Origin of the sequence: Pseudomonas sp. TNT3 (assembly GCF_010095445.2) — a bacterium.
In the GTDB taxonomy this organism is placed as follows: domain Bacteria; phylum Pseudomonadota; class Gammaproteobacteria; order Pseudomonadales; family Pseudomonadaceae; genus Aquipseudomonas.
Genome location: NZ_WFGV02000027.1, coordinates 16,155 through 28,492, shown reverse-complemented (window position 1 = coordinate 28,492; position 12,338 = coordinate 16,155). Strand labels below are relative to the sequence as shown.

Below are 12,338 nucleotides of genomic sequence, written 5' to 3'. Positions count from 1 at the left end.
AATTCCTGGAGTCAAGCATGAGCAAGCCATTGATTATCATCACCGGGGCCAGTTCCGGCATTGGCGAAGCGGCTGCACGCCTGTTGAGCGCTGCCGGTCATCCCCTGTTGCTGCTGGCCCGTCGGGTTGAGCGTCTGGAGGCGCTAGAACTGCCGAACACCCTCAGCCGCCGGGTCGACATCACCGACCGCGTAACCCTGCTCGCGGCAGTGGCCGAGGCTGAAGCGCAGTTCGGCCCCGCGGATCTGTTGATCAACAACGCCGGTGTCATGCTGCTGGGCGAGATGGCTCAACAGGATCCGGCGCAGTGGGATCAGATGCTCGACGTCAACGTGAAGGGTTTGCTCAATGGTGTGCATGCGGTGGTCGCGGGCATGGTTGAGCGTAAACACGGCACGATCATCAACATCAGTTCCGTGGCCGGTCGCAAGACGTTCCCGAACCACGTTGCCTACGTCGGGACCAAATTCGCGGTGCACGGTCTGTCCGAGAACCTGCGTGAAGAGCTGTCGCCGCACAATGTGCGAGTGATCACTATTGCGCCGGGGGCGGTGGAAACCGAGTTGCTCAGTCACACCACCGATGACGCGATCAAGACCGGTTACCAGGCCTGGAAACAGGACATGGGTGGCACGGTGTTGAGCGCAGAGGATGTGGCGGCGGCGATCAGCTATGCCTATCAGCAGCCGCAGAATGTGTGCATTCGGGAGATTGTGTTGGCGGCAACACGTCAGCAGGCCTGAGATTTTTGGCCAGGCTTAAGGACCCCATCGCGGGCAAGCCCGGCTCCCACAGTTGACCAAGTTGTCCTGGCCGACACGGTCAACTGTGGGAGCCGGGCTTGCCCGCGATGGCGGCCCCGAGGTCGCCTCACTTTAATGCCCGCAATCGCCCTTCAAGAAACCGCCGTTCCGGCAGTTGCTGCGTCAACTCCAGCGCACGCCGATACGCCCCCCGCGCCTCCTCCGCCCTGCCCAGCTGCCGGTAAAACTCCGCCCGCGCTGAATGCGCCAGGTAATAGTCCAGCAGCTCACCGCGCTGCAGAATCCCGTCAACCAACGCCAACGCCGCCAACGGCCCATCCCGTTTGGAAATCGCTGCCGCCCGGTTTAGCTCGATCACCGGTGAAGGCACAGCGGCCAGCAACACGTCATACAAACCCACAATCTGCAGCCAGTCCGTTTCCTGAGCGCTCAGCGCCTCTGCATGCACTGCCGCAATCGCTGCTTGCAAGCAATACGGCCCGAACCGCCCCGTCGACAGCGCCCGCTCGATCAGTGCGCAACCTTCTTCGATCAACTCGCAATTCCACAGCGAGCGGTCCTGTTCATCCAGCACAATCAGCTCGCCGTCTGCCGATGTCCTGGCCGGGCGCCGGGACTCGTGCAACAGCATCAACGCCAACAGCCCCATCACTTCCGGCTCAGGCAGCAGTTCCATCAACAAACGACCCAGGCGAATGGCTTCGCGGGTCAGTTCTTCACGGGTCAATTCGGCGCCGATGGACGCCGAATAACCCTCGTTGAACACCAGGTAGATCACCCGCAACACGCTGTCCAGACGTTCGGGCAATTCCGCCAGGGTCGGCACTTGATAGGGGATTTTTGCGTCTCGAATCTTGGCTTTGGCCCGAACGATGCGTTGCGCAATGGTGGTCGGCGTGGCGAGAAACGCTCGGGCGATTTCTTCCGTGGTCAGGTCGCACACTTCCCGCAGCGTCAATGGCACCTGCGAATCCGCCGAGAGTGCCGGGTGACAACAGGTGAAGATCAGGCGCAAGCGATCGTCTTCCACGTCCTCGTCACTCCAGTCCGCCTGCTCCAACGCCTCCAGTTGCGCGATCAGCAGGGGTCGCGACGCATTGAATCGCGCACGCCGGCGCAACACGTCAATGGCCTTGAAGCGCCCGGTGGACACCAGCCACGTGCGTGGATTATCGGGCACGCCGTCTCGTTGCCAGCGTTCGACCGCGACGAAAAAAGCCTCGTGCAGCGCCTCCTCCGCGAGATCGAAATCACCCAACAAGCGAATCAGTGTCGCCAGAATTCGCCGCGACTCGTCGCGATAAACCTGCTCGACCCGAGCGCTGACCGACACGCCCGACATCAGTCCGGCATGCCTTCAGTGACCAACGTCACCAACCTGTCCAGGCTCTGCCCCCAACCGTCCTCGAACCCCATGGCTTCGTGGGCCTGACGGTCCTCTTCGGACCAATGCATGGCGCGCGCGGAGTAAAGCGTCTTGCCGTCGCGCTCTTCAAGCGTCACCTCTGCCGACATGAATGGTTTGCCCGAGGGGATCCAGCCAGGAATGAAGGCATCGGTGAACACCAGACGCTCGGGGGCGACGATTTCCAGAAACACGCCCAGGGTCGGATACTCCGAACCGTCCGGTGCGCGCATCAGGGTGCGGAATTGGCCACCGACCCACAGGTCCATTTCGCACTCGGGCGTGGTCATGCCGTGCGGGCCCCACCACTGGGCGAGCAAGGCAGGCTCGGTCCAGGCGCGGAAGACTTTGCGCCGTGGCGCGTCGATCAGGCGACTGATGGATAACTCGAACGGTGCAGGCTGTCGTTGAAGGAGTGTCGGACTCATGCAGGATCTCCTGTTGTCTTTGTTATTCAGGGATTCAACTGGCGAACGGGGCGCACCTCGACACAGCCCACCCGTGCCGCCGGAATATTTCCGGCGACCTGGAGGGCTTCATTAAGGTCCTTGGCATCGATCAGGTAGAAGCCAGCCAACTGCTCCTTGGTTTCGGCAAAGGGGCCGTCGGTAATCGACAGTTTGCCGTTGCGCATGCGCACGGTGGTCGCGGTCTGCACTGATTCCAGCGCCTCGGCGGCGATCATTCGCCCGCTGCCCTGGATGGACTCGGCATAGGCCATGCATTCGGCATCTTTAGGGCTCTCGGGCAGCGAATGCAGTTCGCGCTCACTGCTGTAGACCAGGCACAAATACTTCATGGGATTCTCCCGGATCGAACGGATCAACTATGGCTGCAGTTTGGCGTTCGGGTGTTTTTTCCCGACGACCAGCCTGACGATCAAGGTTGCAAGTCGAACAACGTGGCACCGCTTTCCATGTCGAAGGGGGCAGAAAAGTGTTCGTGGACGATGCGCCATTGGCCCGCGTCGCGACGATAGCCGGCTGTACCGCGCATCCAGCAGGCCTGGGTTTCACCCTTGTCATTGGTACCACCGCAATGGGCCAGCCAATGGGCGAAAGCGATCTGTTCGCCGGTCACAATGTTGATTTGGTGAAACTCGAAAATGTGCGGGCCGGGGCACATTTCCATGCACGCCTGCCAATGCGCGCGGTAAGCGGCCTTGCCCTTGAATTGCAGGGCTTTGACCGCATCGAACGAAACGATGTCATCGGCATACAGTGCCATGACTTTATCAATATCCTTGGCGATGACGGCCTGTTGATAGGTATCGATCAGGCTCTGGATTTCGGCGTGTGCGCTCATGAGGGTTCTCCGTGTGTATTGTTGTGAAGACACCCTTAGTCGTCTGAACCGACGCCCATTCGACAGCCCAAATAAAAATAATCCACGGACACAAACTCGCTAGAATCCGAGGCTCGATTCTGTTGGAAAAAGGACACTCCAGTGACAGCCCAGCTTGTGCCTTACGAAAGCCTGAATACGCTCCAGCGCCAACAGGTCGAGGCCATCGAAGTGCATCCGAAACAAATCAGGTTTTGCGGCGATATCTTCGGAGCGCTGCATTCCCTGCTGTCCAAACCCGGCCCCGGCGTCAAAGGATTTGCCTTGCTGGTCGAGGACGTTCCCGTCGCGTTCCTGCTGCTCAAACGCCCGCCGGTATTGCCTGCCTGGGCGAACGAACACAGCGCCACGCTGCATGCACTGCAAGTCGATCAACGGGCTCAGGGCAAAGGCTACGGCAAGGCTTGCCTGCAAGCGCTGCCGGAAGTGGCGCGCCTGGCCTGGCCGGAGATCAAGGGACTGGAACTGTCGGTGGACGCGGATAACGAAGCGGCGATCGCGCTTTACGCAAAATTCGGCTGGGTCGATACCGGCGAAGCGTACAAGGGCCGTGTCGGTTTTGAACGGCGCATGGGTCTGTTTTTTCAAGGAGATAATTATGCTCAATAGCATCGAAGCACTGGAGGCCATTTACGGCCAACCCCACGATCGCGCCGTACGCAAGCAAATCCCTTTCTTGAACGAGGATTATCAGGCGATGGTCCGTGCTTCCCCGCTCGTGATCATCAGCTCGGTCGGCCCGGATGGCATGGACGGTTCGCCAAGGGGTGACATGCCGGGTTTCGTGCGGATTATCGACTCGCGAACGCTGGCCATTCCGGACCGTCCGGGCAACAACCGCATCGACACCCTGCGCAATGTCGTGCTGGATTCAAGGGTGTCATTGCTGTTCATCATTCCGGGGATTGGCGAGACCTTGCGGGTTAACGGCAGCGCGCAGATCAGTGCCGAGCCGGAGCTGTTGAACAGCTTCGCGGTGAACGGCAAACCCGCACGCACGGTGATGCTGGTGACAGTGGAGGCGGCGTATTTTCATTGCTCGAAGGCGATGGTGCGTTCCGATGTGTGGAACCCTCAGACCTACCTCGACCGCTCTGCGCTGCCGACGGCGGGCGCGTTTCACAAGCGTTTGAATGATGGGGCGTTCGATGCCGAGACCTATGACCGGGAAGCCCCGGCGAGGGTGCGCGACAGTCTTTACTGACACATCTCTGCTCGCGATGGCGTCTTTGAGATCGCTATCGCGAGCAAGCTTTTCGCCCACAGTTGATCTTCACTGACTATAACGTCAGCACCATCTCATGCCACGCCATCCCGCCGTGATCCGACGTCGATGGCTTGACGTAGGCAAACCCGAATCCGGCGTAAAACGGCACATGCCGCTCCTTGCACATCAGGTTGATGCTGACCTTGCCCATGGCGCGCATGCGCTCGATGAACTCTTCCATCAAACGCTTCGCCACACCCTGCCCCTGATAATCCGGATGAACCACCACTGACATGATCACCACATGCGGGCCTGCCGGGTCGTGGCCGATCAGCTCCTTGAACGCCTCGTCCGACATTTCCACTTCAAACGCCGCGCCGGAATTGATGAAGCCGGCGACAACGCCCTCCACCTCGGCGACGATGAAACCTTCGGGCCAGGTGGCAATGCGGGTCGCGATCTTTTCGCGAGTGGCGGCTTCGTCGCCTTCGTAGGCGACGGTTTCGATGCTGTAGCAGCGGTCCAGGTCAGCAGGCGTGACGTGGCGAATAACAAGGGTCATGGCAACTCGAAGTCAGCGATGAAGAAGGTTGGCGATCATAAATTATTACGCCTTGAGCGGCAGCCAGATTTCCAGCACGCCAGTGTTGAGTTTCGGATTGTAGTCTTCGCTGTAACGCTCGAATTCCGGAGCGTCCGCCGCCTCGTGTCCGGATTGCGGCAGCCAGGTATGCCAGATGTACTGAAAGACCTCCGGCAGTTTATCCAGCGAGCCCTTGTGCTCGAATACCGCGTACTTCTGAGGTTGAACCTCGACCCAGCGATATTTCTCGGGCAGGTCATCGAGCTTGCTGATTTCGACACCGGCGATGTATTCGAAACCACCCTGGCCATCCGGATTGCAGCAGATGCCGTAGGTGACTTCGCTTTTTTGGCCAGGAATCTTGCCGATCTCGGGGATGAATTTTTCCCACAGATCAGGAATGTCACCGGCGGTTTCCTGGGTGAATCGTCCACCAAGCCCCGCGATCAGCAGGAAGTGTCCATGCTCGAAGCGAGGTTCAGCCAGTTCCACACGTGCTTGCTCGTCCATGACTCGACTCCTGGAATGAAAAAGTGGGTTCGGCTGGGAGTATAGAAGCCAAACCCGATTCGCCAAATTACAGGGTGTGCAACTGCTCGACGGCACCGCCACCAACAAACTCGTTGTAGCCCGATAGGATCACGTACACCGCGAAATAGCAGAAGATCGCCGCTGATGCCATGTAGGAATAACGCAGCAGTTTGTCGCCCAGCAACTTGCCGCCATGACTCGCCGCGAAGCACAGACCCGCACTCCAGAGCAGCCCGGCAAAGAAGAATCCACTCAGGAACAACGCCGAACTGACCGGGCCAGCAGCGCCGGAGCGAGCGATCAAGGTGCCACCCACCGCCGCGAACCAGAGAATGGCGCTGGGGGACGACATGGCGAGGAAGATCCCGCGGAAAAACTCCTTGCGATGCGAGTTCTGCCCCACCTCCGCCGTTTGCGCCAGCACCGCTTCGTGATGAATCGCCGAATAAATCATCTTCGCCGCGAAATACACCAACAACGCCGAACCGCCAATCCACAACACCCAGCGTACGGTTTCGTACTGCAGCAACACCGTCATGCCCGCCAGCGCCAGCACCGCGTAAATCAGGTCGCCGACACAGGTCCCCAAGCCCAGCGCAAAGCCTTGAAAATAGCCGCGCTGCATGGCCAGGGTGATCATCGCGATATTGGCCACACCAATATCCAGGCACAGCGAAAGGCTCAGCAAAAAGCCACTGGTGAATTCCATCGACCGGTTTCCTTCGGAAAAATTTGTTTACAAACCCGCTGGACAGTTTGCCACAGCTGCCCTTACATTCCGCCACAGGCCACCGCAGTGGCCTGCGTCGCTCGGACGGTTCCGGGCGCTTACGTTATCCGAGGCAACAATGGCCGAACAAGGTTCGCCGCGCCGCTTTGCGCGCATAGATCGACTCCCCCCTTACGTTTTCAACATCACTGCCGAGCTGAAGATGGCCGCCCGTCGTCGTGGCGAAGACATCATCGACTTCAGCATGGGCAATCCTGACGGCCCGACGCCGCCGCATATCGTCGAAAAACTCGTCACCGTCGCCCAGCGCGAAGACACCCACGGCTACTCCACGTCCAAGGGCATTCCGCGTCTGCGTCGGGCGATTTCCAACTGGTACAAGGATCGCTACGAAGTCGATATCGACCCGGAAACCGAGGCCATCGTCACGATCGGTTCCAAGGAAGGCCTGGCGCATCTGATGCTGGCGACCCTTGATCAGGGCGACACCGTACTGGTGCCGAACCCGAGCTACCCGATTCACATCTACGGTGCCGTGATTGCCGGCGCCCAGGTGCGGTCGGTGCCGCTGATTCCGGGTGTGGATTTCTTCGCCGAACTCGAACGCGCCATTCGAGGGTCGATCCCGAAGCCGAAAATGATGATCCTCGGCTTCCCGTCCAACCCGACAGCCCAGTGCGTGGAGCTCGATTTCTTCGAGCGAGTGATCGCCCTCGCCAAGCAGTACGACGTGTTAGTCGTGCACGATCTGGCCTACGCCGACATCGTCTACGACGGCTGGAAAGCCCCGTCGATCATGCAGGTGCCGGGCGCCAAGGACATTGCGGTGGAGTTTTTCACCCTGTCCAAGAGCTACAACATGGCGGGCTGGCGTATCGGTTTCATGGTCGGCAACGCGGAACTGGTCAACGCCCTGGCGCGGATCAAGAGTTACCACGACTACGGCACATTTACCCCGCTGCAGGTCGCGGCCATTGCGGCGCTGGAAGGCGATCAGCAGTGTGTCAAAGACATCGCCGAACAGTATCGCCAGCGCCGCAATGTGCTGGTCAAAGGCCTGCATGAACTGGGCTGGATGGTCGAAAACCCGAAAGCCTCGATGTACGTGTGGGCCAAGATTCCTGACGCGTATGCGCACATGGGTTCGCTGGAGTTCGCCAAGAAACTGCTGGCCGAGGCCAAGGTCTGCGTCTCGCCGGGTGTGGGGTTCGGGGAGTACGGGGATGATCACGTGCGCTTCGCGCTGATCGAAAACCAGGACCGGATTCGCCAGGCGGTACGCGGGATTCGCGGGATGTTCAGGGCGGATGGATTGATCAGCAAGACCAACATCTGAGTGATCAAGCAGCTACAAAAAAACCGCAGCGATGCGGTTTTTTTGTGGCTGATCGTTCCCAAGCACTGCATGGGAACGATCAGTGCGGTGGTGCTTCTTAAACGAACATCGACAACAACAGAATAAAGCCCAGCGCCACCACGGACAGGATGGTTTCCATCGCGGTCCAGGTCTTGAAGGTTTCTGCCACGGTCATGTTGAAGTACTGCTTCACCAGCCAGAAACCGGCGTCGTTGACGTGGGACAGCACCAGCGAACCGGCACCGGTCGCCAACACCAGCAGTTCGCGGTTCACACCTGGAATCATCCCCACCACCGGCACCACGATGCCCGCGCCAGTGATGGTCGCCACAGTGGCAGAACCGGTCGCGACACGAATCACTGCCGCTACCAGCCACGCCAACAGGATCGGCGAGATCTGTGCGTTGACCGCCATGTGGCCGATCACATCGCCCACGCCGCTGGTGACCAGCATCTGCTTGAAGCCACCGCCCGCGCCGATGATCAAAATGATCGCCGCCGTCGGTGCCAGACTCGCGTCGAGCAATTTGAGAATGCGTTTGGAATCGATGCCCTGACGGTGACCGAAGGTATACAGCGACAGCAGCAACGCCAGCAGCAACGCCGAGATCGGGTGACCGATCATGTCCATCCACGTGCGGAAGAAGTGGCCATCCGGCAACGCGACGTCGGCAAATGTTTTCAGCAGCATCAGGAACACCGGGAGCAACACGGTGATCAGGGTGATGCTGAAGCTTGGCAGGTTGGTCGCTTCCGGCTCGCGAGCCAGTTGATCCACCAGTTCCTGGTTGGCATGGCCCGGAATGTACTTGGCGATGAACGTACCGAAAATCGGCCCGGCAATGATGGCGGTTGGCAGCGCCACGATCAGCCCGTACAAAATGGTTTTACCGATGTCGGCACCGAACACGCCAATGGCCAGCAACGGGCCCGGGTGTGGCGGAACCAGACCGTGCACCGCCGACAGGCCGGCGAGCAGCGGGATACCGATCTTGATGATCGACACGCCGGTACGCCGCGCGACGATGAACACCAGCGGAATCAACAGCACGAAACCGATTTCGAAGAACAGCGGGATGCCGACCAGGAAGGCGGCGAACATCATTGCCCACTGCACCTTGTCCTTGCCGAACGCACGAATCAGGGTCTGGGCAATCTGATCCGCCCCGCCCGACTCCGCCATCATTTTGCCGAGCATCGTGCCCAGGGCCAGGATGATCCCGACGAAACCGAGCACCCCACCGAAGCCGTCCTGGAACGCCTTGATGATGGTGCCGATCGGCATGCCGGACGTCAGGCCGAGGAATGCTGCGGCGATGATCAGGGCAATGAACGGGTGGAACTTGAACTTGGTAATCAGGACGATTAGCCCGATCACCGTCACCACTGCATCGAGCAGCAGAAACGTCTCGTGGGACATGCCAAACATTAGGGGTGTCTCCTGGTTGTTGTTGTTATTAAAGCGGGTAATTCGCAAGCCATCAGGACAGCGCTGTCTTTTTGAGCAAAACTCATACGGCGAGTTTCAGGCCGTGTTCGAGCCACCAGCGGTGCGCTTGAACGGCCAACTCATCGACGCTGTGAATGGAAGCGTCCAGTGCCAGGGTCAGAGGCTCGCCCTTGGGCGACTCGAGCGTGGCGAACTGGCTGTCGATCAGGGTCGAGGGCATGAAGTGGCCGGGCCGATGAGACACACGCTCGGCGGCAACTTCAGGCGTTAACTCGAGGAACACGAAACCCAGGCCCGGCAAGGCACTGCGCAACACTTCGCGATAACTGTGTTTGAGGGCCGAGCAGGTCAACACCGGGCGTTCGCCCTTGGCATCGACGCGGCGCAATTCGACGCACAGGCTGTCGAGCCAGCCGGCACGGTCTTGATCGTTAAGGGGGATACCCGCGCTCATCTTTTCGATGTTGGCGGCAGGGTGGAAAGTATCGCCTTCAATGGCAGTCGCGCCGCTGAGCTGGCACAACGCTTCACTGACGCAAGTTTTGCCGCAACCGGCAACACCCATGATGACCAGGGCGGTGATGGGATGATTCATGTAACACCTCAGCGCGCAGACAGCGCTACCTTTGTCAGTTAGGACACTCGACTAAAAGTAGAAGTTGCCGACGCCTTCTTGTCATTTTTGTGGGTTGCAGCATTTTCGTTCCCAACGCCGAAAAGCGAGGTTCAGGCAAAACTCGCTTACGCATTTGCAGCTGCTTCGGGACAGCGCTACCTTAGTGCCTCGAATTTTGTTTGGCAAGCCGTCCGATGATCTCCCCTAAAAACGATAAAAATACGCGCACCACTGGCCGCCCTACCCTGAACGAAGTCGCCCGACTGGCCGGCGTCAGCCCGATCACGGCCTCCCGCGCCTTGCGAGGAGTCAGCACCGTGGCGACCGAACTGGTGGAAAAAGTCCAGAAAGCCGCCCTCGAGCTCAACTACGTGGTCAACCCTGCCGCCCGTGCGCTGGCGTCTGCCCAGGGTCATTCGGTGGTTGTGCTGGTGCCGTCGCTGTCCAACCTGTTGTTTATCGATACGCTGGAAGCCATTCATCAGGTTTTGCGCCCCAAGGGCTTCGAAGTGCTGATCGGCAACTTCCACTACTCCCGCGACGAAGAAGAAAACCTGCTGCGCAACTACATGGCATATCAGCCTCGCGGCTTGTTGCTGACCGGTTTCGACCGCACCGAAAGCTCGCGACGGATGATCGAAGCCAGCAACATACCTTGCGTGTACATGATGGAACTCGACAGTGCGGCCGGCTTGAACTGCGTGGGATTTTCGCAACTCGCGGCGGGCGAAACCGCGGCGCAACATTTACTGTCCCGTGGCCGCAAGCGCCTGGCTTACATCGGCGCGCAGCTGGATCAACGCACCTTGCTGCGCGGTGAAGGCTTCCGCAAAGCGCTGCAAAAGGCTGGCCTGTACGATCCGGATCTGGAGATCCTGACCCCGCGTGCGTCGTCTGTCGGGTTGGGCGGGGAGTTGTTTCTGCAGCTGATGGCCAGTCACCCGGATGTCGATGCGATTTTCTTCGGCAACGACGACCTGGCTCAGGGTGCGCTGCTGGAGGCGATGCGCTGCGGGATCAAGATCCCCGAACAAGTGGCGATCCTGGGCTTCAACGACCTGCCGGCTTCGGCCCACATGGTCCCGCGCTTGAGCAGCATCAGCACGCCACGCGAGGCCATTGGCCGTCGTTCGGCAGAGTTGATGCTGACCTTGCTGGCCGGCAACACGGTGGCCAAACCGGTGCAGGACATGGGGTTTGAATTGAAGGTGCGCGAGAGTACGTAGCTTCCTTGCGGGAGCTGTGTGGCCGCTGTGTAGGAGCTGTGTAGGAGCTGTCGAGTGAAACGAGGCTGCGATCTTTTGATCCTGATCTTCATTTGGAAAGAACAAGATCAAAAGATCGCAGCCTCGTTTCACTCGGCAGCTCCTACAGTCGGGGCGGATCAGGTATCAGGAATTTGTGTTGGCCAGAAGTTCTACAACCGCCAACGCCCCCTTCTGCAAAGGCTGACTCTTGAGCCATATCGCATGCACCGGCAACACCAACCCGTTCTCGATATTACGAAAACTCAGGCGTTTGAGTCGGCCTGCGTCGAGTAAGGGCTGCACCACTGACAATGGAAAATTCCCCCACCCCAAACCGGCTTCGACCATGTCCAGCGCCATCGCCAGCGTGTCGGTGCGCCAATACGACTCAGCCACCAATGGCCGTGTATCGCTGATCGGCAAGTCGCGGCTGGCGACGATGATTTGCCGCACGTTCACCAAATCCTCCAGATACAGATCCTGCCCCTGAAACAGCGGATTGTCCGCCGAGAGCGTGGCGATCATCCGTTCTGTGCCGACAAACTGGAAACGCTCAAGCACGTTCATGCTCAACCCGGCGAAGGCCAGGCAGACGCTGACCCTGCCGCTGTGCAGCAAGGCCAACACATCATCCTGCGGTGCGCTGAGCACCTCGATGTCCAGCAGCGGATGTCGCTCGGTGATGACCTTGATCGCCGCCATCAGTCGACGCTTGTCGATGTCTGCCACCACGCCAATCGACAACTTGCTTTCCAGGCCCAGCGACAGCTCGATGGCATGCACCTGCAACTGCTTGAGCTGCTCGGCGATCAGTCGCGCGTGGGGCATCAGCGCGTGGGCCATGGCAGTCGGCACCGGTTCCCGGTGGCTGCGATCGAACAGCGAGTAACCCAATTCTGCTTCGAGGTTGCCAATGCCCATGCTCACCGCCGACGGCACTTTGCCCAGTGCTCGAGCGGCGGCAGAAAACGAGCCGCGCTCTATCACCGCGAGAAACAGTTCGATGCTGTCACTGTTGAAATTCATCACTCTTCCTATCAATAAAACTGAAAGCTTCTGACTTTTTCTGTCAATACCATTGAAGCTATCTTGCGCCGCCTCTGC

At 59.4% G+C, this 12,338-nt stretch carries 15 protein-coding genes; 5 read left to right on the top strand and 10 right to left on the bottom strand.

Features of this window, described 5'->3' with window-relative positions; translation table 11 throughout:
* Positions 1 to 17 precede the first annotated feature (17 nt).
* On the top strand, positions 18 to 743 hold the full coding sequence (locus GBC55_RS16830) for an SDR family oxidoreductase (RefSeq protein ID WP_162438673.1): 726 nt from the start codon (positions 18 to 20) through the stop codon (positions 741 to 743).
* 127 nt (positions 744 to 870) lie between these two features.
* On the opposite strand, the gene GBC55_RS16825 is transcribed toward GBC55_RS16830, so the two are convergent.
* The 4 genes from GBC55_RS16825 to GBC55_RS16810 form a co-directional block, all read right to left on the bottom strand.
* Positions 871 to 2,106: an RNA polymerase sigma factor gene (locus tag GBC55_RS16825; protein ID WP_162438672.1), complete on the bottom strand. Its 1,236-nt coding sequence runs from the start codon at positions 2,104 to 2,106 to the stop codon at positions 871 to 873.
* A complete protein-coding gene (locus GBC55_RS16820) occupies positions 2,106 to 2,597 on the bottom strand; it encodes an SRPBCC family protein (RefSeq protein WP_162438671.1) in 492 nt (163 codons plus the stop codon). The genes GBC55_RS16825 and GBC55_RS16820 overlap by 1 nt, the downstream gene beginning before the upstream one ends.
* Positions 2,598 to 2,623: 26 nt before the next feature.
* Complete coding sequence (locus GBC55_RS16815; RefSeq protein ID WP_162438670.1) at positions 2,624 to 2,968, bottom strand: YciI family protein; 345 nt, start codon at positions 2,966 to 2,968, stop codon at positions 2,624 to 2,626.
* Positions 2,969 to 3,048: 80 nt separating this feature from the next.
* The gene (locus GBC55_RS16810) at positions 3,049 to 3,474 is read right to left on the bottom strand and encodes a nuclear transport factor 2 family protein (protein WP_162438669.1); all 426 of its coding nucleotides are present in this window, start codon (positions 3,472 to 3,474) and stop codon (positions 3,049 to 3,051) included.
* A gap of 141 nt (positions 3,475 to 3,615) precedes the next feature.
* On the opposite strand from GBC55_RS16810, the gene GBC55_RS16805 reads away from it, so the two are divergent.
* Positions 3,616 to 4,122 (top strand): GNAT family N-acetyltransferase, encoded by a 507-nt coding sequence (locus tag GBC55_RS16805; RefSeq protein WP_162438668.1) that lies wholly within the window; start codon positions 3,616 to 3,618, stop codon positions 4,120 to 4,122.
* Positions 4,112 to 4,717, top strand: coding sequence for a pyridoxamine 5'-phosphate oxidase family protein (locus GBC55_RS16800; protein WP_162438667.1), 606 nt, complete (start codon positions 4,112 to 4,114; stop codon positions 4,715 to 4,717). The genes GBC55_RS16805 and GBC55_RS16800 overlap by 11 nt, the downstream gene beginning before the upstream one ends.
* 76 nt (positions 4,718 to 4,793) lie before the next feature.
* On the opposite strand, the gene GBC55_RS16795 is transcribed toward GBC55_RS16800, so the two are convergent.
* From GBC55_RS16795 to GBC55_RS16785, 3 genes are all read right to left on the bottom strand, one after another.
* Positions 4,794 to 5,282, bottom strand: a complete 489-nt coding sequence (locus GBC55_RS16795) for an N-acetyltransferase (RefSeq protein WP_162438666.1) — start codon at positions 5,280 to 5,282, stop codon at positions 4,794 to 4,796.
* A 45-nt stretch (positions 5,283 to 5,327) separates the two neighbouring features.
* A complete protein-coding gene (locus tag GBC55_RS16790; protein WP_162438665.1) occupies positions 5,328 to 5,813 on the bottom strand; it encodes a GyrI-like domain-containing protein in 486 nt (161 codons plus the stop codon).
* A gap of 67 nt (positions 5,814 to 5,880) precedes the next feature.
* On the bottom strand, positions 5,881 to 6,543 hold the full coding sequence (locus GBC55_RS16785; protein ID WP_162438664.1) for a LysE family transporter: 663 nt from the start codon (positions 6,541 to 6,543) through the stop codon (positions 5,881 to 5,883).
* 139 nt (positions 6,544 to 6,682) lie between these two features.
* Between GBC55_RS16785 and alaC the strand changes: the two genes are divergently transcribed.
* A complete protein-coding gene (gene alaC / locus GBC55_RS16780; protein WP_162438663.1) occupies positions 6,683 to 7,900 on the top strand; it encodes an alanine transaminase in 1,218 nt (405 codons plus the stop codon).
* A 97-nt stretch (positions 7,901 to 7,997) separates the two neighbouring features.
* Here the strand turns inward: alaC and GBC55_RS16775 are convergent, their stop codons facing one another.
* A complete protein-coding gene (locus tag GBC55_RS16775; RefSeq protein ID WP_162438662.1) occupies positions 7,998 to 9,350 on the bottom strand; it encodes a GntP family permease in 1,353 nt (450 codons plus the stop codon).
* Between the two features lie 82 nt (positions 9,351 to 9,432).
* On the bottom strand, positions 9,433 to 9,966 hold the full coding sequence (locus GBC55_RS16770) for a gluconokinase (protein ID WP_162438661.1): 534 nt from the start codon (positions 9,964 to 9,966) through the stop codon (positions 9,433 to 9,435).
* Positions 9,967 to 10,181: 215 nt separating this feature from the next.
* On the opposite strand from GBC55_RS16770, the gene GBC55_RS16765 reads away from it, so the two are divergent.
* Positions 10,182 to 11,213: a LacI family DNA-binding transcriptional regulator gene (locus tag GBC55_RS16765; protein ID WP_162438660.1), complete on the top strand. Its 1,032-nt coding sequence runs from the start codon at positions 10,182 to 10,184 to the stop codon at positions 11,211 to 11,213.
* A gap of 165 nt (positions 11,214 to 11,378) precedes the next feature.
* Here GBC55_RS16765 and GBC55_RS16760 read toward each other — a convergent pair whose 3' ends face one another.
* Positions 11,379 to 12,260, bottom strand: coding sequence for a LysR family transcriptional regulator (locus tag GBC55_RS16760; protein ID WP_162438659.1), 882 nt, complete (start codon positions 12,258 to 12,260; stop codon positions 11,379 to 11,381).
* Between the last annotated feature and the right edge of the window lie 78 nt (positions 12,261 to 12,338).